21 protein-coding genes are annotated in these 23,487 nt (G+C 71.4%); 16 read left to right on the plus strand and 5 right to left on the minus strand.

What is annotated here, in order from left to right:
• Positions 1–60 precede the first annotated feature (60 nt).
• Positions 61–684 carry a TetR family transcriptional regulator gene (locus AB0B50_RS12290; RefSeq protein ID WP_362329075.1) on the minus strand — a complete coding sequence of 208 codons (624 nt, stop codon included), beginning with the start codon at positions 682–684 and terminating at the stop codon, positions 61–63.
• 144 nt (positions 685–828) lie between these two features.
• Here AB0B50_RS12290 and AB0B50_RS12295 point away from each other — a divergent pair, with 144 nt between their 5' ends.
• From AB0B50_RS12295 to AB0B50_RS12305, 3 genes are all read left to right on the plus strand, one after another.
• Positions 829–981 carry a hypothetical protein gene (locus tag AB0B50_RS12295; RefSeq protein WP_362329077.1) on the plus strand — a complete coding sequence of 51 codons (153 nt, stop codon included), beginning with the start codon at positions 829–831 and terminating at the stop codon, positions 979–981.
• Positions 982–1,039: 58 nt separating this feature from the next.
• On the plus strand, positions 1,040–1,306 hold the full coding sequence (locus AB0B50_RS12300) for a DUF4190 domain-containing protein (protein WP_362329079.1): 267 nt from the start codon (positions 1,040–1,042) through the stop codon (positions 1,304–1,306).
• Positions 1,307–1,382: 76 nt separating this feature from the next.
• Positions 1,383–2,552: a cysteine desulfurase family protein gene (locus AB0B50_RS12305; RefSeq protein ID WP_362329081.1), complete on the plus strand. Its 1,170-nt coding sequence runs from the start codon at positions 1,383–1,385 to the stop codon at positions 2,550–2,552.
• Positions 2,553–2,688: 136 nt separating this feature from the next.
• Here AB0B50_RS12305 and AB0B50_RS12310 read toward each other — a convergent pair whose 3' ends face one another.
• Entirely contained in the window at positions 2,689–3,408 is a 720-nt protein-coding gene (locus tag AB0B50_RS12310; RefSeq protein ID WP_362329083.1) for an N-acetylmuramoyl-L-alanine amidase, read from the minus strand.
• A gap of 67 nt (positions 3,409–3,475) precedes the next feature.
• Here AB0B50_RS12310 and mnmA point away from each other — a divergent pair, with 67 nt between their 5' ends.
• Entirely contained in the window at positions 3,476–4,606 is a 1,131-nt protein-coding gene (mnmA, locus tag AB0B50_RS12315) for a tRNA 2-thiouridine(34) synthase MnmA (RefSeq protein WP_362329196.1), read from the plus strand.
• A 59-nt stretch (positions 4,607–4,665) separates the two neighbouring features.
• Here mnmA and AB0B50_RS12320 read toward each other — a convergent pair whose 3' ends face one another.
• Entirely contained in the window at positions 4,666–5,601 is a 936-nt protein-coding gene (locus AB0B50_RS12320) for an NADP-dependent oxidoreductase (protein ID WP_362329198.1), read from the minus strand.
• Positions 5,602–5,727: 126 nt separating this feature from the next.
• Between AB0B50_RS12320 and AB0B50_RS12325 the strand changes: the two genes are divergently transcribed.
• Positions 5,728–6,708 (plus strand): helix-turn-helix domain-containing protein, encoded by a 981-nt coding sequence (locus AB0B50_RS12325; protein WP_362329085.1) that lies wholly within the window; start codon positions 5,728–5,730, stop codon positions 6,706–6,708.
• Here AB0B50_RS12325 and AB0B50_RS12330 read toward each other — a convergent pair.
• Positions 6,692–7,027 carry a DUF427 domain-containing protein gene (locus AB0B50_RS12330; RefSeq protein ID WP_362329087.1) on the minus strand — a complete coding sequence of 112 codons (336 nt, stop codon included), beginning with the start codon at positions 7,025–7,027 and terminating at the stop codon, positions 6,692–6,694. The two genes, AB0B50_RS12325 and AB0B50_RS12330, sit on opposite strands and share 17 nt — an antisense overlap.
• Before the next feature lie 239 nt (positions 7,028–7,266).
• Between AB0B50_RS12330 and AB0B50_RS12335 the strand changes: the two genes are divergently transcribed.
• The 10 genes from AB0B50_RS12335 (at position 7,267) to gatB (ending at position 18,922) form a co-directional block, all read left to right on the plus strand.
• Positions 7,267–8,088, plus strand: coding sequence for a class I SAM-dependent methyltransferase (locus tag AB0B50_RS12335; protein ID WP_362329200.1), 822 nt, complete (start codon positions 7,267–7,269; stop codon positions 8,086–8,088).
• On the plus strand, positions 8,085–8,630 hold the full coding sequence (locus AB0B50_RS12340; protein ID WP_362329089.1) for a TIGR00730 family Rossman fold protein: 546 nt from the start codon (positions 8,085–8,087) through the stop codon (positions 8,628–8,630). Before AB0B50_RS12335 ends, AB0B50_RS12340 begins: the two co-directional genes overlap by 4 nt.
• Positions 8,631–8,637: 7 nt before the next feature.
• Positions 8,638–9,336, plus strand: coding sequence for an SDR family oxidoreductase (locus AB0B50_RS12345; RefSeq protein WP_362329091.1), 699 nt, complete (start codon positions 8,638–8,640; stop codon positions 9,334–9,336).
• Positions 9,333–10,340, plus strand: a complete 1,008-nt coding sequence (locus AB0B50_RS12350; RefSeq protein ID WP_362329092.1) for a methionine synthase — start codon at positions 9,333–9,335, stop codon at positions 10,338–10,340. The genes AB0B50_RS12345 and AB0B50_RS12350 overlap by 4 nt, the downstream gene beginning before the upstream one ends.
• A gap of 30 nt (positions 10,341–10,370) precedes the next feature.
• A complete protein-coding gene (gene ligA / locus AB0B50_RS12355) occupies positions 10,371–12,554 on the plus strand; it encodes an NAD-dependent DNA ligase LigA (protein WP_362329094.1) in 2,184 nt (727 codons plus the stop codon).
• Positions 12,555–12,869: 315 nt separating this feature from the next.
• Positions 12,870–15,206, plus strand: coding sequence for a bifunctional diguanylate cyclase/phosphodiesterase (locus AB0B50_RS12360; RefSeq protein WP_362329096.1), 2,337 nt, complete (start codon positions 12,870–12,872; stop codon positions 15,204–15,206).
• A gap of 153 nt (positions 15,207–15,359) precedes the next feature.
• Entirely contained in the window at positions 15,360–15,656 is a 297-nt protein-coding gene (gene gatC, locus AB0B50_RS12365) for an Asp-tRNA(Asn)/Glu-tRNA(Gln) amidotransferase subunit GatC (RefSeq protein WP_010984178.1), read from the plus strand.
• 5 nt (positions 15,657–15,661) lie between these two features.
• Complete coding sequence (gene gatA, locus AB0B50_RS12370) at positions 15,662–17,155, plus strand: Asp-tRNA(Asn)/Glu-tRNA(Gln) amidotransferase subunit GatA (protein ID WP_362329098.1); 1,494 nt, start codon at positions 15,662–15,664, stop codon at positions 17,153–17,155.
• A complete protein-coding gene (locus tag AB0B50_RS12375; RefSeq protein ID WP_362329100.1) occupies positions 17,152–17,391 on the plus strand; it encodes a hypothetical protein in 240 nt (79 codons plus the stop codon). Before gatA ends, AB0B50_RS12375 begins: the two co-directional genes overlap by 4 nt.
• A gap of 16 nt (positions 17,392–17,407) precedes the next feature.
• Positions 17,408–18,922, plus strand: a complete 1,515-nt coding sequence (gatB, locus tag AB0B50_RS12380) for an Asp-tRNA(Asn)/Glu-tRNA(Gln) amidotransferase subunit GatB (RefSeq protein ID WP_362329102.1) — start codon at positions 17,408–17,410, stop codon at positions 18,920–18,922.
• Positions 18,923–19,006: 84 nt separating this feature from the next.
• On the opposite strand, the gene AB0B50_RS12385 is transcribed toward gatB, so the two are convergent.
• Positions 19,007–20,890 (minus strand): protein kinase, encoded by a 1,884-nt coding sequence (locus AB0B50_RS12385; RefSeq protein WP_362329104.1) that lies wholly within the window; start codon positions 20,888–20,890, stop codon positions 19,007–19,009.
• A gap of 318 nt (positions 20,891–21,208) precedes the next feature.
• On the opposite strand from AB0B50_RS12385, the gene AB0B50_RS12390 reads away from it, so the two are divergent.
• Positions 21,209–23,362, plus strand: a complete 2,154-nt coding sequence (locus AB0B50_RS12390) for a phosphocholine-specific phospholipase C (RefSeq protein ID WP_362329106.1) — start codon at positions 21,209–21,211, stop codon at positions 23,360–23,362.
• Positions 23,363–23,487 lie beyond the last annotated feature (125 nt).

A 23,487-nucleotide genomic window follows, 5' to 3' on the forward strand; every position in this document is an offset into this window, starting at 1 on the left:
ACTGTAGAGGGTAGTTGCCCCTTACGGCAGAGTCGAGGAGGGTGGCCGGGGTGACGGGTGTCAGCCCCCGTCCAGCCAGTGATGGCGGCCGACGCTGATCAGGCGCAGCTGCCTGCGCGCGGTGTCCGCCACCCGCTCGGCCTCCTCGGGTCCGGCCGCCAGGAGCGCCGACGCGGTCATCACCATGTGGTCGACGTACATCCGCGCGAGCATCAGCAGATCGTCCTCGGCCCAGCCCGCCGCCTCCGGCTCGCGGGCGAACTGTCCCTTCACCTCTTGGGCGAACAGGGCGAGTTGGCCGCCGATCGCGGCGCGCACCGCCTTGACGCCGCCGTGCTGCTCGCGGGCGATGAAGCGGACGTGCGCGGGGTGCTCCCGCACATAGGCGGCGATCAGGTCGACGGCGGCCGCGATGCGCTCCTCGCCGTCGCCGACCGTCGAGAGCAGTGCGGCGAGTGTGGTGTGCAGGCTGCCGAGCGCCTCCTCGACCAGGGCGACGCCCAGGTCGGACGTGCAGCGAAAGTGTCGGTAGAAGGCGGTGGGGGCGACGCCCACGGCGCGGGTGACCTCGCGCAGGCCCAGGCTGCTGAGGCTCTGCTCCTCAAGCAGCTGGAGCGCCGCGTCGAGGAGGGCCTGCCGGGTCTTCTGCTTCTGGGCCTGCCGGACGCCGAGGGTGTGACTCATGCCATGCAGTTAACAACTGTTCTCCGGGATTGGGAAGCCGGAAGGGGAGTAGACTCTGCGGTCAGTGAACAGTTGTTACCACAGTCGTTCACTGAATTGAGAGACCGCCGCAACCGAGAGATCACCGCAACCGAGAGGGATCTCATGCTCTTCCTCGTCGCCGCCCTCCTCCTGCTCGGCGTCGCCATGGGCTCCGTGGCCCACGCCCCGCTGTCCGTCACCCTCGTCGCCGCGGCCGCGATCGGCGCCTGGCTCGTCGTCTTCGCCGTCCGCGAGCGCCGGGCCCGGCACCGCTGACCGGACCCGGCTCCGTACGCCGCCTCCACCTGCACCTCCACCTGCCAGGAGTCGCACCATGGAACTCACCGCAACCACGCCCGCGGTCCGGCGGGACGCCGACGGCATGGCCGTCGCCTCCTTCGTCCTCGGGCTGCTCGGACTGCTCGTCCTCAATCTCTTCCTCGGGCCCGTCGCGATCGTCCTCGCGGGTCTCGCCCTGCGGCGCGGCACCGGCCGAAGGGGCCGTGCGCTCCTCGGGCTCGGGCTCGGCGTGGCCGACCTCGTCGTACTCGCCGTCCTCGTCTCGATGGACGGCACCGTCTCCTGGGGCCTCGCGGGCTGATACCACGTCCTGGGGTCTCGCAGGCTGATACCACCGGGGCGTGGGCCGCCGCACGGCTCGTAGAATCGTGCGCACCATGGCCTACCTCGACCACGCAGCGACCACTCCGATGCTCCCGGAGGCGATTGCGGCGATGACCGCCAAGATCGCCGTCACCGGCAACGCCTCCTCGCTGCACGCGGCGGGGCGCCGAGCGCGACGCACCGTCGAGGAGGCCCGCGAGACGCTCGCCGAGTCGCTCGGCGCACGCCCCAGCGAGGTGGTCTTCACCTCCGGCGGCACCGAGGCCGACAACCTCGCCGTGAAGGGCCTGTATTGGGCCCGCCGCGACGCCGAACCGGCCCGTACTCGCGTCCTCGCCAGTCCCGTCGAGCACCACGCCGTCCTCGACGCCGTGCACTGGCTCGGCGAACACGAGGGCGCCACCGTCGAATACCTGCCCGTCGACAGCTACGGCCGCGTGCGCCCCGACGCGCTGCGCGAGGCGATCGAGCGCAACCCCGACGACGTCGCCCTGGCCACCGTCATGTGGGCCAACAACGAAATCGGCACGATCATGCCGGTCCGTGAACTGGCCGACGTCGCCCAGGAGTTCGGCGTCCCGCTGCACGCCGACGCCGTGCAGGCCTACGGCCAGATCCCCGTCGACTTCGGCGCCTCGGGCCTCGCCGCGATGACCGTCTCCGGCCACAAGATCGGCGGCCCCTACGGCATCGGCGCGCTGCTGCTCGGCCGCGAGTACAGCCCCGTGCCCGTGCTGCACGGCGGCGGTCAGGAGCGGCACGTGCGCTCCGGGACGCTCGACGTGCCCGCCATCGCGGCCTTCGCCGTCGCGGGGGAGTACGCCGCCGCGCACCGCGAGCAGTTCGCCGCCGAGATCGGCGCGCTCCGCGACGACCTGGTGGCCGCCGTGCGCTCGGCGGTCCCCGAGGCGATCCTCGGCGGCGACCCGTCCCCGGAGGGCCGGCTGCCCGCCAACGCGCACTTCACCTTCCCCGGCTGCGAGGGCGACTCCCTCCTGCTGCTGCTCGACGCCCAGGGCATCGAGTGCTCCACGGGATCGGCCTGCACCGCGGGCGTCGCCCAGCCGAGCCACGTCCTGCTCGCCACCGGAACTGATCCCGACCTGGCCCGCGGCACGCTGCGCTTCTCGCTCGGCCACACGTCGACGAAGGCGGACGTCGACGCGGTGGCCGCGGCGATCGGCCCGGCGGTGGAGCGGGCGCGGTCGGCGGGGCTGAGCTAGGCCTTCTTCTCCGGTTCCGCCGGGCCTTCGCCTCCGCCAGGCCTTCTGTCCGGCGCCTCCGCCAGGCCTTCTGCCCTTCGCCTCCGCCAGGCCTTCTGCCCTTCGCCTCCGCCAGGCCTTCTGCCCGGCGCCTCCGCTAGGCCTTCTGTCCGGGCTTCGCGGTCGGCTCGGGCCGCTCCCGTGCCGCCCGCACCAGGCGCAGATACCGGTCCCAGTCCCAGTGCGGCCCCGGGTCCGTGTGGTCCGTGCCCGGTACCTCCACGTGCCCGACGATGTGCTCGCGGTCCACGGGGATGTCGTACCGCCTGCAGATGCCGGCGGTGAGCCGCGCCGACGCCGCGTACATCGCGTCGGTGAACGACGACTTCTGGTCGACGAAGCCCTCGTGCTCGATGCCGATGCTGCGTTCGTTGTAGCTCCTGTTGCCCGCGTGGAACGCCACGTCCAGCTCGCGGATCATCTGGGCGATGTGTCCGTCCTTGCGGACCACGTAGTGCGCGGCGGCGCCGTGGCCGGGGTCCTTGAAGACGCGCAGCGCGGTCTGATAGCCGCCCTGGACGACGTGGATGACGACGCGGTCGATGGCGTAGTCGTCGGGGCGGTCCGCGCGCCGCCAGTTGTAGTCGGACGCGGCGATCCACTGGGCGCCCGGGGTGTCGACCTCGCCCTCCTTGCGCTTCTTCACCACACCGGGAAGCCGCCACCAAAGCCGCCCGAGCTCGTCCCTGGCGAGCACGGCGGTGCCGACGGCCGCCGCGGCGCCGCCGATCAGCAGCGTCCGCCGGTCGATGCCGCGCCGACGCTTCGGCTCGGCGGCCCTGTCGGCCGTGCCCTCGGATTCGGTGGTTTCCCCCATGCGATCGTCAACGCTTACTCACGGGCGTCCGGTTCCCGCGGCCCCGTACCCTGTTAGGGCTATGACTTTGACCGAGACCCCGCAGCGTGCCCAGCGCCCCCTCCGCGTCCTCGCCGCCATGTCCGGCGGCGTGGACTCCGCCGTCGCCGCCGCCCGTGCCGCCGAGGCCGGGCACGACGTGACGGGAGTGCATCTCGCGCTCTCGGCGAACCCGCAGTCGTTCCGCACGGGCGCGCGCGGCTGTTGCACCATCGAGGACTCGCGCGACGCCCGCCGCGCCGCGGACGTCATCGGCATCCCGTTCTACGTGTGGGACCTCGCCGAGCGGTTCCGCGAGGACGTGGTCGAGGACTTCATCGCCGAGTACGAGGCGGGGCGCACCCCGAACCCCTGCCTGCGCTGCAACGAGAAGATCAAGTTCGCCGCGCTCCTCGACAAGGCCCTCGCCCTCGGCTTCGACGCGGTCGTCACAGGGCACTACGCCCAGGTGATCGTCCACGAGGACGGCTCCCGCGAGCTGCACCGCGCCTCGGACATGGCCAAGGACCAGAGCTACGTCCTCGGTGTCCTGGACGAGAAGCAGCTCGCCCACGCGATGTTCCCCCTGGGCGACACGGTCACCACCAAGGAGGAGATCCGCGCCGAGGCCGGGCGCCGCGGGCTCGCCGTCGCCAAGAAGCCCGACAGCCACGACATCTGCTTCATCGCCGACGGCGACACCCAGGGCTTCCTCGCCTCCCGCCTCGGCAAGGCGGAGGGCGACATCGTGGACGCCGAGGGCAACAAGCTCGGCACGCACGAAGGGGCGTACGGCTACACCATCGGCCAGCGCAAGGGCCTGCGGATCGGCACCCCGGCCCCCGACGGCAAGCCGAGGTACGTCCTGGACATCTCCCCGGTGAACAACACCGTGACGGTCGGCCCGGCCGCCGCCCTGGACGTGACGGGCCTCACGGCCATCAAGCCCCGCTGGTGCGGAGCGGCCCCCACCGGGCCCGGCACGTACACCGCGCAGCTGCGGGCCCACGGCGGCGAGACGGAGGTGACCGCCGAGCTCGTCGACGGCACCCTGAACGTCTCGTTCACCGAGCCCGTGCGCGGCGTCGCCCCCGGCCAGGCCATCGTGCTCTACGACGGCACACGCGTGGTCGGCTCGGCGACGATCGCGACGACGGAGCGGGCGACGGCGGTGGCCTGAGCGCTCCGCCGGGGGGCCGGTGCCACATCTGCGGGGCACGGCCCCGCGCCTTCGGGGCGCTAGCCGACCCGGAGCACGATCTTGCCCTGCGTGCGGCCCCGTTCGCCCTGCGCGTGCGCCTCGGCGGCCTGCTCCAGGGGCAGCACCGTGTCGATCTCGGCCCGCAGCTTGCCCTCGTCGACCAGGCGCGCGATCTCCAGGAGGCCGAGGCGGTCCGGCTCGACGACCGTCCAGCCGGCGTGGATGCCCAGCTCCGCGGCGCGCGCCGGGTCCGGCAGGCCGCCCGGGTCGGGCAGCGTGACCAGGTGGCCGCCGGGGCGCAGCACCTCCAGGGACCGCGAGCCGTACGCGCCGCCCACCCCGTCCAGGACGACGTCCACGTCGCGCACCGCCTCGGTGAAGTCCACGCGCGCGTAGTCGACGACTTCGTCCGCGCCCAGGCCGCGCAGGAAGTCGTGCTTCTCCTCGCGGGCGGTTCCGATGACGTACGCCCCGTGCGCCTTGGCGATCTGTACGGCGAGGTGTCCCACGCCGCCGGCCGCCGCGTGGATCAGCACCCGCTGCCCGGCGCGCAGCCCCGCCGTCTCGATCAGCCCCTGCCAGGCGGTGAGCGCCGCCAGCGGCAGCGCGGCGGCCTCGACGTGGTCGATGCCTGTCGGCTTGGGTGCGAAGCGTCGGGCGGGCGCGGCGACGTACTCGGCGTAGCCGCCCGCCTGCTCGGGGAAGCGGGGCATGCCGAACACCTCGTCGCCGGGCCGGTAGAGGGTCACTCCGGGGCCCACCTCCTCGACGACGCCCGAGACGTCGTAGCCGAGGATCGGTGTGTCCCCCCAGGTGCCGAAGGCGCCCTCGGCGCGGGTCTTCCAGTCGACGGGGTTGACGCCCGCCGCGTGCACCCGGACCAGGATCTCGGTGAGGCCGGGCTCGGGGCGGTCCACCTCCACGGGGACGAGGACTTCGGGGGCACCCCAGGTACGGGGGCTGACGGCGCGCATCTTCATGGTCTTCCTCTTTCGGAACGGCTTGAGGACCCAGAGTGCGTCGGCATGGACGATCACGGTGCTGGCAGTTTGGCCATGATGTGACAGGATTCGGCCATGGACTCGGCCATGGATTCGGTCATGACTTCCGGCGGCGGGCGGCACCGTGTGGCGGTCCTCGCGCTGGACGGCGCGTACGCCTTCGAGATGGGCATCCCGCCGCGGATCTTCGGCGCAGCGGAGGACGCCGAGGGGCGCCCGCTCTACGACGTCGTCGTCTGCACGGTGGACGGGCGCCCGGTGCGGACCGACGCCGGGTTCGAGGTGGCCGTGGAGCACGGCCCCGAGGCGCTCGCGGAGGCGGACACGGTGGTGATCCCGCCGACGAACCGCCTCTGCGGCGGCACGCTGGACGGCGTCCTGCCCGACGATCTCGCCGCCGCCCTCGGCCGGGTGAGGCCGGGCACGCGCTGGGTGTCCCTGTGCACCGGTTCGTACGTCCTGGCCGCCGCGGGGCTGCTCGACGGGCGCCCCGCGACCACGCACTGGAAGGAGGCCGCCCACTTCCGGCGGACCTTCCCCCGGGTCGCGGTCGACGAGGACGTCCTCTTCGTGGACGACGGCGACATCCTGACGGCGGCCGGTGTCGGCGCGGGCATCGACCTCTGCCTGCATCTGCTGCGCCGCGACCACGGCACCGCCGTCGCCCACCGCGTCGCCCGCTTCTGTGTGGTGCCGCCCTGGCGTGACGGCGGCCAGGCGCAGTTCATCGAGCGGCCCGTCCCCGAGCCCACCCTCGCCACGACGGCCGCCACGCGCGCGTGGGCCCTCGAACGGCTCCAGGAGCCGCTGTCCCTGGGCGATCTCGCCGCCCACGCGCGCATGAGCCTGCGCACCTTCACGCGGCGCTTCCAGGAGGAGGTGGGCATGCCTCCCGGGCGCTGGCTGACGGCTCAGCGCATCGAACTGGCCCGGCAGCTCCTGGAGTCCAGCGACCTGCCGGTGGACGTGGTGGCCCACCGCGCGGGGTTCGGCACCGGCAACTCCCTGCGCCAGCACATGCGTTCCGTCCTCGGCGTCTCGCCGGTCGCCTACCGCAGGACGTTCACGTCCGCGTCGTAGAGATGTCCGCGTCGTAGAAGCAGAAGTGGTCCTTGATCGCGGCCACGTCCGGCTTCGGTTCCGGGTACGCCCAGACCAGGTCGGCGGCGTCCGGCAGCGACCAGTAGGAGGCCGTCCCCTTGAACGGGCAGTACGTGCGGGTCCGCGACGGCGTCAGCAGATCGGTGCGCACGTCCTCCGGAGGGAGGTAATAGCGCGGGGGATATCCCGTCTCGCGCAGCACCAGGGGGCGGCGACTGTCCGCCACGACCTGCCCGTCACGCACCACGCGTACGTGGTCCGTGCCCTGCTCGACGGTGATCCGGTGTCCTTCGGCCATGGCCGTGCCCTTCTGGATCGGCGACAACTGGTCCCTGCGACCGCTCTCTTCAGCGTCGTGAAGGGCCGTCTTCTTCCCGCGGCAGCCATGGCACAATCACGCTCCGTAATCGCCAGTGACCCACCGTGATGGAGTGCTCCATGGCAGCCGACGGCCCGGACGAGAGCATGCCCAAAAGCCCCGACAAGGGCACGACCACAAGCCCCGACAAGGGCACGACCACAAGCCCCGACGAGGGCATGCCCAAAAGCGCCGACAAGAGCATGGCCAGAAACCGCAAGGCCCTTCTCCACAAGGTCCGTTACGCCCTGCGGCACCCCGGCCGCGTCCCCGCGTACGCACGCCGCGCCCTGCGCGATGCCGTGCTGCGCCTGAGGCACCGCGACCACGTCGCCTACTACCGGGCCGTGATGGCGTCCGACGCGGCCCGCAGCGCCGAGGCCGCGGTCGGCGGCGGGCCCTCCGTGGACCGCTGGACCTGGATCGGCAGGATGCAGTTCGACTACCTGGTCGGCCACGGCCTCCAGCCGCACCACAGGATGCTGGAGATCGGCTGCGGGAACCTGCGCGCGGGACGCCTGTTCATCGACCACCTCGACACCGGGCACTACTACGGCATCGACATCTCGCCCGACATCCTCATCGCCGCCAAGCACACCCTCGTACGCCACGGCCTGCGCGAGAAGCTGCCCTACCTGACCATCGCCGACGACCTCACCTTCGACTTCCTGCCCGACGCGCACTTCGACGTGGTGCACGCGCACAGCGTGTTCTCGCACTCGCCGCTGCACGTCATCGAGGAGTGCTTCGCGCACGTCGGCCGCGTCCTGACCCCCGAGGGCTTCTTCGACTTCACCTTCGACAGGACCGAGGGCAAGGAACACCACGTCCTGCGCGAGGACTTCTACTACCGCTCCGAGACCCTCCTCCGACTCGCCGAGAAGCACGGCCTGTCCGCGGTCTTCATGGACGACTGGGAGGACAGGCCGCACGGCCAGTCCAAGATCCGCATCAGGCGGCAGGCGCCGGTGTCGGAGGCGGAACGTACCGTGGGCGCATGAACATCTGCGTCTTCCTCTCCGCCGCCGACCTCGACGACCGCTACACCCGCCCCGCCCGCGAGTTCGCCGAGCTGCTCGGCAAGGGCGGCCACACCCTGGTGTGGGGCGGCTCCGAGAGCGGCCTGATGAAGGTCGTGGCGGACGGCGTCGAGGAGGCGGGCGGCCGGCTCGTCGGCGTCTCCGTCGACTTCCTGGCGGACAGGGCCAGGCAGGTCACCGCGCCCGACGAAATGGTGATCGCCCGCGACCTCGCCGAGCGCAAGGCGCTGCTCCTGGAGAAGGCCGACGCCGTCGTGATCATGGTCGGCGGCACCGGCACGCTCGACGAGGCCACCGAGATCCTGGAACTGAAGAAGCACGGCAAGCACACCAAGCCGGTGGTCCTGCTGAACTCCGAGGGGTTCTACGACGGCCTCAAGCAGCAGTTCCGCCGCATGGAGGACGAGGGCTTCCTGCCCGTCCCCCTGACCGACCTCGTCTTCTTCGCCGAGGAGCCGGTGGGCGCCCTGGCGTACCTGGAGGAATCGCAGGGCACCCAGTGATGCGAGCATGGCGGGTATGGCAACACATGTGATCACCGGGGCGGGCTCCGGCATCGGCGCGGCCGTCGCCCGCCGCCTCCACGCACGCGGCGACGACCTCGTCCTGCACGCGCGCGACGCGGGCCGCGCCAAGGAGCTCGCCGCCCAGTTCCCCGGCGCGAGCACGCTCGTCGGCGACCTCTCCGACCCCGACAAGCTGTCCTGGGCCTTCGGCCACCAGTCGCTGCCCCCGCGCGTGGACTCCCTCCTCCACATCGCGGGCGTCGTCGACCTCGGCCCGGTCGGCGAGCTCACCCCCAAGACCTGGCGCCACCAGCTCAACGTCAACCTGATCGCCCCCGCCGAGCTGACCCGCCACTTCCTGCCCCAACTGCGGCTCGCCCAGGGGCACGTGGTCTTCGTCAACTCCGGCGCCGGTCTCAAGGCGAGCCCCGAATGGTCCGCGTACGCCGCCTCCAAGCACGGCCTGAAGGCCCTCGCCGACTCGCTGCGCCACGAGGAGCACGCGGGCGGCGTCCGCGTCACCTCCGTCTACCCGGGCCGCACGGCGAGCGCCATGCAGGTCAAGGTCCACCAGCAGGAGGGCAAGGAGTACGACCCCTCCCGCTGGATCGACCCCGAGTCCGTCGCCACGACGATCGTCATGGCCCTGGACCTGCCGCGCGACGCGGAGGTCAACGACCTGACGGTGCGGCCGGGACGATGAGCGACTTCCGTTGGGGCCCGGCGACCGGCGTCGGGTCCATGCCGGGCGGCGACGCCCGCGAGGCCGCCAAGACCGTCACCGGCAGCTTCGAGGGGCCCGAGCAGGGCATCCCGTACCTCGCCGAACTTCCCGCGCGCGGACCCGGCGCCGACATGATCGGCCGCACCGCTGGGCTGCTCGTCGACCTCTACGCGCGCGTGGAGCCCAGCGGCTGGCGCATCGGCGACCGCCCAGGGCGCGACACCAGGCGCGCGAAGGCCTGGCTCGGCGAAGACCTCGACGCTCTTGAGGAGTTCACCCAGGGGTACGAGGGTCCGCTCAAGGTCCAGGCCGTCGGCCCCTGGACGCTCGCGGCCGCCCTGGAGCTCAGGAACGGCGAGGCCGCCCTCTCCGACCCCGGCGCCTGTCGCGACCTCGCGGGATCGCTCGCCGAAGGGCTGCGTACGCATCTCGCGGACGTACGCCGCAGGGTGCCCGGCGCCCAGGTGGTCCTGCAGCTCGACGAGCCCTCGCTCATCGCCGTGCTGCGCGGACAGATCAAGACGGCCAGCGAGTACCGCACGCACCGCGCCGTGGACCGCCAGCTCGTGGAGAGCACGCTGCGGGACGTCCTCGGCGTCCACGACGGACCCACGGCCGTGCACTCCTGCGCGCCCGACGTGCCGTTCGCGCTGCTGCGCCGCGCCGGCGCCGACGCGATCTCGTTCGACTTCTCGCTCCTCACCGAGCGTGACGACGAGGCGATCGGTGAAGCGGTCGAGGGGGGCACGAAGCTCTTCGCCGGTGTCGTGCCCGGCGTGGACGGCCGATTGTCAGACCCTGCCGGTAGCGTCATGGGTGTCAGGTCGCTGTGGCGCAGGCTGGGACTGAATCCGGGATCACTCGCGGAGTCGGTCGTTCTCACTCCGTCGTGCGGACTCGCGGGAGCGTCTCCCGCGTATGCGCGCGAGGTGCTCGCCCACTGCGTCCGGGCGGCGAGATCGCTCGCAGACAACCCTGAGTAATTGGGTATGACGTAACGGGAGGACGAAACGGTGGCTGTCGAACAGCAAGGCAATGTGCCCGCCGAGGCACGGGATCACCATGCCCAGCTGGCCGAACAGATCGAGGAGCACCGCTTCCGGTACTACGTGAAGGACCAACCGGTCGTCAGCGACGCCGAGTTCGACAAGCTCCTGCGTTCCCTCGAAGCCCTGGAGGAGAAGCATCCGGAGCTGCGCACCCCGGATTCGCCCACTCAGAAGGTCGCCGGTTCGTACGAGACGGAGTTCACCGCGGTCGAGCACCGCGAGCGCATGCTCTCCCTCGACAACGCCTTCGACGACGAGGAGCTGGCGGCCTGGGCCGACCGCGTCGCCAAGGACGTCGGCTCCCCGGGCTACCACTTCCTGTGCGAACTGAAGGTCGACGGCCTCGCGGTCAACCTCACGTACGAGGACGGGAAGCTGACCCGCGCCGCCACCCGCGGCGACGGCCGCACCGGCGAGGACATCACGCCGAACGTCCGCACGATCACGGACATCCCCGACCGCCTCAAGGGCGACCGCATCCCCGCTCTCGTCGAGATCCGCGGCGAGGTCTTCTTCCCGATGGAGAAGTTCGAGGAGCTCAACGCCCGCCTGGTGGAGGCGGGCGACAAGCCCTTCGCCAACCCCCGCAACGCCGCGGCGGGTTCGCTGCGCCAGAAGGACCCGCGCATCACCGCGACCCGCCCGCTCCACATGGTCGTGCACGGCATCGGCGCCCGTGAGGGCTTCGACATCGACTGCCTCAGCCACGCCTATGAGCTGCTGCACGAGTGGGGCCTGCCCACCGCCCAGCACAACAAGGTCGTCGACGACCTCCAGGGCGTGCGGGACTTCATCGCGTACTTCGGAGAGAACCGACACTCCGTGGAGCACGAGATCGACGGCGTCGTCGTCAAGCTCGACGAGATCCCGCTGCAGGGCCGCCTCGGCTCCACCTCGCGCGCCCCGCGCTGGGCGATCGCGTGGAAGTACCCGCCCGAAGAGGTCAACACCAAGCTGATCAACATCCGCGTGGGCGTGGGCCGCACGGGCCGCGTCACTCCGTACGCCCAGGTGGAGCCCGTCACCGTCGCGGGCTCCGAGGTCGAGTTCGCGACCCTGCACAACCAGGACGTGGTGAAGAAGAAGGGCGTCTTCATCGGCGACACGGTCGTGATCCGCAAGGCGGGTGACGTCATCCCGGAGATCCTCGGCCCCGTCGTGGACCTGCGGGACGGCAGCGAGCGGGAGTTCGTGATGCCCGCCGAGTGCCCCGAGTGCGGCACCGCGCTGCGGCCCATGAAGGAGGGCGACATCGACCTCCGCTGCCCCAACGCCCAGTCCTGCCCCGCCCAGTTGCGTGAACGTCTCTTCTACCTCGCGGGCCGCAAGAGCCTGGACATCGAGAACTTCGGGTACGTCGCCGCGGCCGCGCTCACCAAGCCCCTGGAGCCCGCACAGCCGCCGATCCTCGACGAGGGCGACATCTTCGACCTGAAGATCGAGGAACTGCTCCCCATCAAGTCGTACGTCCTCGACCAGGACTCCGGCCTGCCCAAGCGCGACCCCAAGACCGGCGAGGAGAAGGTGGTCACCTTCTTCGCCAACCAGAAGGGCGAGGCGAAGAAGAACTCCCTCGCCATGCTGGAGAACATCGCCGCGGCCAAGGAGCGCCCGCTCGCCCGCGTCCTCACGGGCCTCTCGATCCGGCACGTCGGCCCGGTGGCCGCCGAGGCGCTGGCCCGCGAGTTCCGCTCCATCGACCGCATCGATCAGGCCACCGAGGAGGAGCTGGCCGTCGTGGAGGGTGTCGGCCCCACCATCGCGGCCTCCCTCAAACAGTGGTTCGCCGAGGAGTGGCACCGGGAGATCCTGCGCAAGTGGCGGGCTGCCGGGGTGCGGATGGAGGAGGAGGCGAGCGGCGAGGACGAGGGCCCGCGCCCCCTCGAAGGCCTCACCGTCGTGGTCACCGGAACCCTTGAGCACCACACCCGGGATGGCGCGAAAGAGGCCCTGCAGAGCCGGGGAGCCAAAGTGACGGGTTCCGTTTCCAAGAAGACGGCATTCGTCGTCGTGGGCGACAACCCCGGATCGAAGTACGACAAGGCCATGCAGCTGAAGGTTCCGGTTCTCAACGAGGAAGGGTTCGCTGTGCTGCTCGAACAAGGACCGGACGCGGCGAAGGAAGTCGCGCTTCCGACCGAGGAGTAGCGGTTGAAGGCCACCCGTTCAGCGCATACCAGATGCATACGGGTGGCCGGGTCGCATTCGGGCAACCGTAGTCGACCGCTGCCCGTGGAAGCCTTCTGCGGCCTACTGTTGAGGTGTGCGCCTGCCGTGCCCCGCTGCGAACGGGGTATCTCCTGCTCATCAAGAGCTTGGAAAGGGGGCATCCCCTACTCGGCGCGAGTTCGGGAGTACGGCGTCCCCTGGCTCGTGAAGAGTTCGGGGACGGTTGTTCGGACACGGCCGACTCCGGGCCGAGTCCGTATGGCGTGGGCACCGCCGGCTGTGAGAGGGACGGGAATGGAACCGACCGAGAGCGTCGCCCCGGACTCACGGCTGCGCGCGCGCCTGTGGCGTGCGCCGAGCGTCTGGCTGCGCGGCCGCCGGGCAGCGACGACCACCGACCCCGGCCCGGCGGGCGGACCCGCACAGGCCTCCGGATCCGCCGCGCTGAGCACCGCCGTCGAACCCCGCGAGCGCGCCTGGAGCGCCCCCGCGGGAGCCGGCGCCGACAACACCGCCGCACTGGCGGGCGCGGGCGGCACCGTCCCGCACGACAACCGCGCCCCCTGGCCGCTGCTGCCCTTCGCGGTCGTCGCGGCGGCCGCGGTCCTGCTCGGCACGGGCTTCTTCCAGGCCTTCACGGGCAGACACGCGCTGTTCCCCGCCGGCGCGGCCGGCTGGTCCCTCGCGGTCCTCACCGGCCTCATCGTCGGCCATCTGGTCGCCCTCGGCCGCGACCGCTGGTGGGGCGGCACGGGCTCAGGCGGCGCGTTGACCGTCGCCGTCCTCCTGCTCTACGGCTGGGTGCCCGCCGGCATGGTCAGCCTCACCACCGTCGTCCTGGTCGGCGTCGCCCGCAGACACCGCTGGCGCCAGGGAGTGCTGCACGGCGCGGTCGACATCCTCGGCATCGGCGCGGGCGCGCTCACCCTGGCCGCCTTCGGCACCGCCCCGAGCGCCGAGTCGCCCTGGCTGCCCGAGACCTGGGATCTGTACACCGCGCCCGAAGTGGCCCTGGTCGCCGTCGCCTACCTCGCCGTCACCCGCATCCTGCTCTGGTACGTCCATGCGCCCCGCACCGGAGCCCTGCCGACGGTCACCCGCACCGCCCTGGTCAGACAGGGCCTCCTCGGCATCGCGCTGCTCGGCATCGCCCCGCTGATCTGCGTGGTCGCGATCTCCCTGCCGATCCTGCTGCCGCTCTTCGCGATCCCGCTGGTCGCGCTCGACTCCACGCTGTGGATCGCCCGCGCCAGGGCGGAGGAGCAGCTGCGCGACCCGCTCACCGGACTGCCCAACCGGCAGTGGCTCCTGGAGCGGACCTGGACGGCCCTCGACGACGCCGAGCGCATCGGGGCACGGTCCGCCCTGATGCTGATCGACATGGACCGCTTCCGGTCGGTCAACGACACCCTCGGCCACCTCGCGGGCGACCGGCTGCTGCTCCAGATAGCGGACCGGCTGCGGCTCGCGCTGCCGCGCGGTGCGGAGGCCGCGCGCCTGGGCGGCGACGAGTTCGCCGTGCTCCTCCCCATCGCCGACTCCACCACGTCGGCCACTCGGGTGGCCCGCCAGCTGGTCGCCGCGCTCGGCTCCCCGCTCGACCTGGACGGTCTGACCCTCGTCCTGGAGGCCAGCGCGGGCCTCGCCGTCTTCCCCGACCACGCGCTCGACGCGGAAGGCCTGCTGCGGCGGGCGGACGTCGCGATGTACCAGGCCAAGCGGGACCGCACGGGCGTCGAGGTGTACGAGTCCAAGCGCGACTCCAACACCCCTGACCGGCTCGGCCTGTTGGGGGACCTGCGGCGGGCGCTCGACGCGGGCGACGTCGAGCTCCACTACCAGCCCAAGGTCCGCTTCGACGGCAAGGTCGCGGGCCTGGAGGCGCTGGTGCGCTGGGTGCACCCCGAGCGCGGGAAGGTGCCGCCCGACGAGTTCATCGCCATCGCCGAGTCGTCCGGCCTCATGCCGCACCTGACGGAGTACGTCCTGGAGACCGCCCTCGGCCAGGTCGCCAAGTGGCAGGCGCAGGGCCTGAAGGTCCCCGTCGCCGTCAATGTCTCACCGCGTGACGTCCACACGCCCGGCTTCGCCGGAGCGGTCGCGGCGCGCCTCGCCCGGCACGGAGTCCCCGCGGGCGCGCTTCAGTTGGAGATAACCGAGCACGTCCTCCTGGAGGACCCGCAGCGTGCCGCGGACACCCTGGCCGGGCTCACCGGACACGGCGTCAAGATGTCGCTCGACGACTTCGGCACCGGCTACTCCTCGCTGGTCCACCTGCGCCGCCTCCCGGTCAGCGAGCTGAAGATCGACCGCTCCTTCGTGGCCCGCCTCGCCGTCGACAACGAGGACGCGGAGATCGTCCGCTGTACCGTCGACCTCGCGCACTCGCTCGGGCTGCTCGTCGTCGCCGAGGGCGTCGAGGACGACGAGACGTGGGAGCGGCTGCGGGACCTCGGCTGCGACGCGGTGCAGGGCTGGCTGGTCGCCGCCGCGATGCCCGCCGAGGAGACGACCGCGTGGCTGCGGGCGCGCGGCTCCCGCGGCTGGCGCCGCCCTGCGGACGTCGCGGCGGAGGCGGAAGCCGCCGACGGCTCCGACGTGGGGCGCTCTCCGGGACACGTGGTGCAGTAGCGGGACACGTGGTGCGGCGGGCGGCCCGAGGCCGTCACGGGGCGGTGGTGAGGCCCCTGAGGAGCGGTGGTGGGGAAACCGTTTAACGGGCACACCGCACCGCCCCATAGGATTGGGGTCACAACCCACACACTCACCCCTGAGGATCGCCGCATGCCTGGCATCACGCGCGAGGAGGTCGCCCACCTCGCCCGCCTTGCACGTCTGGAGCTGAAGGCCGAGGAGCTCGACCACTTCGCCGGACAGCTCGACGACATCATCGGCGCGGTCGCCCGCGTCTCGGAGGTCGCCGACCAAGACGTACCGCCGACCTCGCACCCGCTGCCGCTGACGAACGTCATGCGCGCGGACGAGGTCCGTCCGTCGCTCACCCCCGAGCAGGCGCTCTCGGGCGCCCCGGCCCAGGAGCAGCAGCGTTTCAAGGTGCCGCAGATCCTGGGGGAGGACTAAAGAACATGACGGACATCACCAAGCTCACCGCCGCCGAGATCGCGTCGGGGATCGCCTCCGGCGAGTTCACCGCCGTCGAGGTCACCGAGGCCCACCTGGCCCGCATCGAGGCCGTCGACGAGAAGGTCCACGCCTTCCTGTACGTCGACCGCGAGGGCGCCCTCGCGCAGGCCCGCGCCGTCGACGAGAAGCGCGCCAAGGGGGAGAAGCTCGGCCCGCTGGCCGGCGTCCCCGTCGCGCTCAAGGACATCTTCACCACCGAGGGCATCCCGACCACGGTCGGCTCCAAGATCCTCGAGGGCTGGATCCCGCCGTACGACGCGACCGTCACCAAGCGGCTGAAGGCCGCCGACCTCGTCATCCTCGGCAAGACCAACATGGACGAGTTCGCCATGGGGTCCTCCACCGAGAACAGCGCGTACGGGCCGACAGGCAACCCCTGGGACCTCACCCGCATCCCCGGCGGCTCCGGCGGCGGCTCCGCCGCGGCCCTCGCCGCGTACGAGGCCCCCCTCACCCTCGGCACCGACACCGGCGGCTCCATCCGTCAGCCCGCGGCCGTCACCGGCACGGTCGGCGTCAAGCCGACGTACGGCGGCGTCTCCCGCTACGGCATGGTCGCCTTCTCCTCCTCCCTGGACCAGGGCGGCCCCTGCGCCCGCACCGTCCTCGACGCGGCCCTGCTGCACGAGGCCATCGCGGGCCACGACGAGTTCGACTCGACGTCCATCGACGCCCCGGTCCCGCCGGTCGTCGAGGCCGCGCGCAACGGCAGCGTCGAGGGCATGCGCGTCGGCGTCGTGAAGCAGTTCGCGGGCGAGGGCTACCAGGCCGGTGTCGTCCAGCGCTTCAACGAGTCCGTCGAGCTGCTCAAGTCGCTCGGCGCCACGATCGTCGAGCTGGACTGCCCGTCCTTCGACCTGGGCCTGTCGGCGTACTACCTGATCGCGCCGTCCGAGTGCTCCTCGAACCTCGCCCGCTTCGACGCCATGCGCTACGGCCTGCGCGTCGGCGACGACGGCACGAAGTCCGCCGAGGACGTCACCGCGCTCACCCGCGAGGCCGGCTTCGGCGACGAGGTCAAGCGCCGCATCATGCTCGGCACGTACGCGCTCAGCTCCGGCTACTACGACGCGTACTACGGCTCCGCCCAGAAGGTCCGCACGCTCATCACGCAGGACTTCGAGAAGGCCTTCGAGCAGGTCGACGTCATCGTCTCGCCGACGACGCCGACCACCGCCTTCCCGATCGGCGAGCGCGCCGACGACCCCATGGCCATGTACCTGGCCGACCTGTGCACCATCCCGACCAACCTGGCGGGCAACGCCGCCATGTCGCTGCCCTGCGGCCTCGCGCCGGAGGACGGCCTGCCCGTCGGACTGCAGATCATCGCCCCCGCCATGAAGGACGAGCGCCTCTACAAGGTGGGCGCGGCCGTCGAGGCCGCCTTCGTGGAAAAGTGGGGGCACCCGCTGCTGGAGGAGGCACCGTCGCTGTGAGCGCACTGAACAAGGCCAAGGGCTTCAAGAAGTCCAAGACCGGTACGTATCTGTCGATCGGCACCACCGCGTTCGGCGCGATCTCCGTGCTCAAGCAGGCCAAGAAGGCCCGCCACGAGCACGACACGCTCCGCCTCGTGGACGCCGTCGTCTCCGCTGCCGCCATCGCCACCGGCGTCGCGCTGCTCTTCCGTGAGCTCAAGCGCCTCGGCGACGACGACGTCCTGCTGGGCTGAGAGGGAAAGTTTCACCGTGACTGCCACTACTGACCTGGTGTCGTACGAGGAAGCCCTCGCGACGTACGACCCCGTCATGGGCCTCGAGGTCCATGTCGAGCTCGGCACCAAGACCAAGATGTTCTGCGGCTGCTCGACCGCGCTGAAGCAGGACGCGAACAGCCAGACCTGCCCGACCTGCCTCGGCCTGCCCGGCGCGCTGCCGGTCGTGAACGAGATCGGCGTCGAGTCGGCCATCAAGATCGGCCTCGCGCTCAACTGCGAGATCGCCGAGTGGTGCCGCTTCGCCCGGAAGAACTACTTCTATCCGGACATGCCGAAGAACTTCCAGACCTCGCAGTACGACGAGCCGATCGCCTTCAACGGCTATCTGGACGTCCAGCTGGAGGACGGCGAGGTCTTCCGCGTGGAGATCGAGCGCGCCCACATGGAGGAGGACACCGGCAAGTCGACGCACGTCGGCGGTGCCACGGGCCGTATCCACGGCGCGTCCCACTCCCTGCTCGACTACAACCGCGCGGGCATCCCGCTCATCGAGATCGTCACCAAGCCGATCGAGGGCGCGGGCGAGCGGGCCCCCGAGGTCGCCAAGGCGTACGTCGCCGAGCTGCGCGAGCTCATCAAGGCGCTGGGCGTCTCCGAGGCCCGTATGGAGCAGGGCCAGATGCGCTGCGACGTGAACCTCTCGCTGCGCCCCAAGGGCCAGGAGAAGTTCGGCACGCGCAGCGAGACGAAGAACGTCAACTCCCTGCGCTCCGTGGAGCGCGCGGCGCGTTTCGAGATCCAGCGTCACGCGGCCGTGCTGTCCTCGGGCGGCACGATCATCCAGGAGACCCGTCACTTCCACGAGGACGACGGCTCCACGACCTCGGGCCGTGTGAAGGAAGAGGCGGAGGATTACCGCTACTTCCCGGAGCCGGACCTGGTGCCGGTCGCGCCGTCCCGCGAGTGGGTCGAGGAGCTGCGCGCCGGACTCCCGGAGCTGCCGCGGGTGCGCCGCAACCGCCTCCGCGAGGAGTGGGGCATCTCCGAGCACGACATGCAGTCGATCCTCAACGCCGACGCCATCGGCCCGATCGTCGCCACCATCAACGCCGGCGCGGACGCCGCTTCGGCCCGCAAGTGGTGGATGGGTGAGCTGGCGAGGAACGCCAACGAGCAGGGCGTGGAGCTCGGTTCGCTCCCGATCACCCCGGAGCACGTCGCCCGGGTGACCGCGCTCGTGTCCGCCGGTGACCTCAACGACAAGCTGGCCCGCCAGGTCATCGAGGGCGTCCTGAAGGGCGAGGGCACGCCGGACGAGGTCGTCGAGAAGCGCGGCCTGAAGGTCGTCTCGGACGAGGGCGCGCTGACGGCCGCCGTCGACGAGGCCATCGCCGGCAACCCCGGCGTCGCGGACAAGATCCGCGGCGGAAAGGTCGCGGCGGCGGGCGCGCTGGTCGGCGCGGTCATGAAGGCCACGCGCGGCCAGGCGGACGCGGCCCGCGTCAAGGAGCTGATCCTCCAGAAGCTGGGCGTCAGCGAGGGCTAGCCCCCGGCTGTACGTGGATGTGGGCGCCGTTCCTGAGGGAGCGGCGCCCCGTCGCGTTTCGGGCCGCTGTTCTCGGGGCCGGGCCTATTTCTTGAGGGTGGGGTCGCCGAGGACGAGGGTGCCCATGCTGCAGTCGTCGGCCGGGTCGTTGTAACTGATGGACAGGCGCAGGCCGTTCTTGACGTCCAGGGACAGCTTCTTCGGCTCACCGAGGCTGACCTTGCCGCCGTGGAGCGCCTTGCCGTCGACCTTGATGTCCAGACGTGCGGAGTACTGGGCCGAGTTGTCGTCGACGCCCGCGACCAGGTCCAGCTTCGACCACGCCCGGTCGAGGTTGTACTCGACGTAGCCACCGCAGCCGCTGTCCGCGACCAGGGCGTCGTCGTACTCGATGCTGTCGACCGGCGCCGCCTTGACCTCGATGGTGTCGTCGCCGTCGACCGAGCTGAACCCGGTCAGGGACGCCGTGTCCGCGGCCGCCACGTCGCCCGGGTCAGCCGATTCACTCGCGCTCTCCTCGGCGGACGGGTCCTCTTCGTCGGCGGACGGGTCCTCCTCGCTCTCGGAGGGTGTCGGCTCCGTCTCGGTCGGCTCCGCCGTCACCTCGGGCTTCTTGGCCTCCGCGGAGTCGTCGCCCGTGAGGGCCTGGACGCCGACCACGCCGAGCAGGGCCGCGATGATCACCACGAGGGCGGGGACCAGGACGCGGCGGCGCCTTCTCGGGGGCGTGAACAGCGGCGTCACACGGGGCCCTTCCGGGACGAAGCGCTTGGGGACGGCGTCCTCGGGCTCGGGCCCCCGGGCTTCGGGCGGAGCCGGCGCCGGGGTGGGCGTCGCCTTCGGCGGAGTCGAGGCAGGGGCATGGGCTGGGGCTGGGCATGGAGTCGGGGCAGGAGCCGGGGCGGGCGTCGGTGGCGCCGCGGGCGGGGGCTTCAGGGGCGCGCTCCACGTCGTGACGTCCGGCGTCGGCTCCACCGCGGGCTTCGGCGGCGTCGGCGTCACGGGCGGCGTTGCGGGCGGGGCCAGGGGCGGGGGCACGGGAAGTCCTGGCGGCACCGGCTCCGGGCCCGTCGTCGACACCACCACATCCCGGATGTCCCTCACCCACGCCCGCAGGCTCTCCGGCCGCTGCCCGGGCTCCGTCGCGCAGGCCGCGAGCACCCGCTGCCTGCGGTCCTGCGAGAGGGACGACACCTGCGGCAACGCCCCGAGCGCGGCCCGCAGTTGCTCCGGCGTGCTCGGCGGCTGCTGCCTGCTCAGGAGGTAGTAGGCGATCGCCCCGAAGGCGTACCGGTCGGTGTTCGGGGTGCGTCTGCCCTCGAAGACCTCGGGGGCCGCGTAGCCGGGCGTGAACCAGATGTCCGACGTGCTGTGGTCGGCGGACAGCTTGCTCAGGCCGAAGTCCACGAGCGTGGCCTGGCCGTGCGCGTCCACCATGACGTTGCCGGGCGAGAGGTCTCCGTGGACGACGGGCCGTCCGGACGGTGTGGCGTGGCCGGAGTGCAGCCAGTCGAGGACGTCGGCGAGCTGCTCCAGGGCGTTGCCCACCTCGCGCCGCTCCCGGTGCGTGGTGAGCGTGCGTTCGTCGCGCCAGTCGCGCAGGGAGAGCCCGTCGACGTGGTTCATGACGAGGACGAGAGCGCGCCGTCCCGGTGTGGCGGCCGCCTGGCCCGGCGGGTGGATCGGCGGCCCCTCGAAGTGCTCGCGCACCCCGACGACCCCGGGGCGGCCCACGAAGCGAAGGAGCTCCGCCTGCTCGTTCCACTTGGCGCTCAGGCGCTCGAACTGGTCCGGCGTCAGCGGTGCGTCCGAGGAGTCGAGGATCTTGACGACGACGGTCTCCGGCGCCCCGTCGAGCTGGAGCTCCGCGCGGTAGAGGACTGCCTCGCCGCCCCGCCCGATGGAGTTCAGGAGCCGGTATCTGTCCGGCGCCGCGTCCGGTCCGATGAAGTGCCCTGCACTGTTCAAGTTCCCCCCAAGCAACAGGAGTTGACGGGGGATCACTGTGCCGTCGGCGGTCACCCCGGTCAATGAAAGCGCAAGGGCTGGGCGGGGATCGGCCGAGAACTGGTCGCGCTCCGGGCACGGGTGGCGGCGGGCCCCGCGGGGGCTCTTCCGCGGGCGCCCCCGTCAACACTTCGGAGACCGGCACCTTTTGGACGTTCACCGCGACTTCGTTCCACGGTCTTCACAGCGAAACCGGACGTCACTAGCGTCCCCGCCGAACAGGTCAATGGATCATCAGAGAACCATTGGATGTCGGCCAGGAGCACTGGGAGGTCGTACGTGACTCAGGAGATTTCGCGCAGACGCCTGATGGCGATCGGCGGCGGCGCCATCGGCGCCGCCGCCGTCGGTTCCTTCCTGCCGCCCTCGCTGCAGGAGGCGCTGGCGAAGGGGCAGCCGAAGTACGGCGGCCTCGACTCGATCGAGCACGTCGTGATCCTGATGCAGGAGAACCGCTCCTTCGACCACTACTTCGGTTCCCTGCGGGGCGTGCGCGGCTTCGGCGACCGCAACGCCATCCGACTGCCCGGCGGGAAGTCGGTGTTCGAGCAGCCCGCCGCCCTGCGCACCGTCCTGCCCTTCCCGGTCCGGCAGGCCGCAGAGGCGCAGAAGAAGGACCTCCAGTACATCGGCGCGCTCGACCACTCCTGGAGCGGCGGCGCCAAGGCCTGGCACGACGGCTGGATGGACGGCTGGATCACCGCCAAGACGGCGGCCACCATGGCGTACTACACGCGCGAGGACATCCCGCTGCACTACGAACTCGCCGACACGTTCACCGTCTGCGACGCCTACCACTCCTCCATCCACACCTCCACCAGCCCCAACCGCAACCACCTGTGGAGCGGCAGGACGGGGTACGAGGCGAACGGCAAGCGGGCCGTCGGCAACGACGCCTACGACGAGGGCACGCACCCCGGCTACGACTGGGGCACGTACGCCGAGCGCCTGGAGAAGGCGGGCGTGAGCTGGCAGACGTACACGGAGTGGGAGAACTTCACCGACAACCAGATCGAGTTCTTCACCACCTTCAAGGCCATTGCCAAGAAGGTCCTCGCCAAGACCGGCCTCACCTTCATGGAGGCCTTCTACGCCAAGGTGCGCGACGCCAGGGACGAAGCCGAGCGCACGAAGCTGCTCGCCGCCCTGGACGCGGGCGTCGCCACGCTGACCAGGCGCGAGCGCTCCCTCTTCGAGCGCGGTCTGCGGCGCGTGCCGACCGGGAAGCTCGCCGAGACGTTCGCCGCCGACGTCGCCGCCGGCAAGCTCTCGAAGGTGTCCTACCTGGTCCCCTCCGCCCTGGACTCCGAGCACCCCAGCGTCTCCTCGCCCATCCACAGCGCGACCATCGTCTACAAGGTCCTCGACGCGCTCGCCTCGCACCCCGAGGTGTGGCGGCGCACCGCCGTCTTCATCAACTACGACGAGAACGACGGCTTCTTCGACCACGTGCCGCCGCCCGTGCCCGGCGGCGACTCGGAGGAGGAGAAGGCGGAGCGCTGGGAGGGGAAGCCGACCGGGCTCGGCGCGCGCGTGCCGATGCTCGTCGTCTCGCCGTGGACCGTCGGCGGCTACGTCTGCTCCGAAGTCTTCGACCACACCTCCGTGGTGCGCTTCCTGGAGAAGTGGACCGGCGTGCGGGAGCCCAACATCAGCGCCTGGCGCCGCAAGGTCACCGGCGACCTCACCGGCGCCTTCGACTTCCACCGCGGTCACCGGCAGCCCGACGTCGAACGGCCGGGCGCCATCCCGGAGTTCAGCGGCCGCTGGTCCCCGCAGCCGCCCCTGAACCAGACCATGCCGGTCCAGGAGCCCGGCACCCGCCGCGCCCGTCCGCTGCCGTACCAGCCCGACGCGGACGTGCGGCCCGGCGAGGACGGCGCGCTCACGGTGCGGCTGCGCAACGGTGGCAGCTCCAGCGCGCACTTCGCGCTCTATCCGTACGCCGGCGAGTTCACGGTCCCGCAGCACCAGGACGTCACGCGCAAGGGCTCCTGGACCGTGCCGGTGCCGGGGGACACGTACGCCTTCACCGTCACGGGGCCGAACGGCTTCCGGCGCGAGTTCGCGGGCGCCAAGGAGGGCGCGGACGGCAAGGGCGGACAGGGTGGAAGGGGTGGCAACGGCGGACAGGGCGGCGGCGCGCGGCTCTCCTCCGCGATCACCCGTCGTGAGATCCACCTCACACTGGCCAACCGCGGCCGCGGCGAGCTCGTCTTCACGGTCAAGCCGCTCGGATATGTGGATGAAGCGGACATCGGGCGGCGGACCCGGACTGTCCGCGTCAAGGGCGGCAGCAGCCGCACCGTCGCCTGGTACACCGCCGACGAGCACGGCTGGTACGACGTCGAGGTCACCGCCGACCGGGACGCCGCCTTCCGTCGTCGGCTCATGGGCCACATCGAGAACGGGCGCGCGAGCGTCTCGGGCTGACGCCCGGCGCGCGCGGGTGCGCGGAGGTTCCCCAAGGTCCTCCGCGCACCACTTGTGCGGCCCCGGCACACTCCTTGTGCCCTTGTGAGTAAGGCCACGAAAGGGACTAAGGATCTCCAAGGGCT

This window comes from Streptomyces sp. NPDC041068 (assembly GCF_040647455.1).
In the GTDB taxonomy this organism is placed as follows: domain Bacteria; phylum Actinomycetota; class Actinomycetes; order Streptomycetales; family Streptomycetaceae; genus Streptomyces.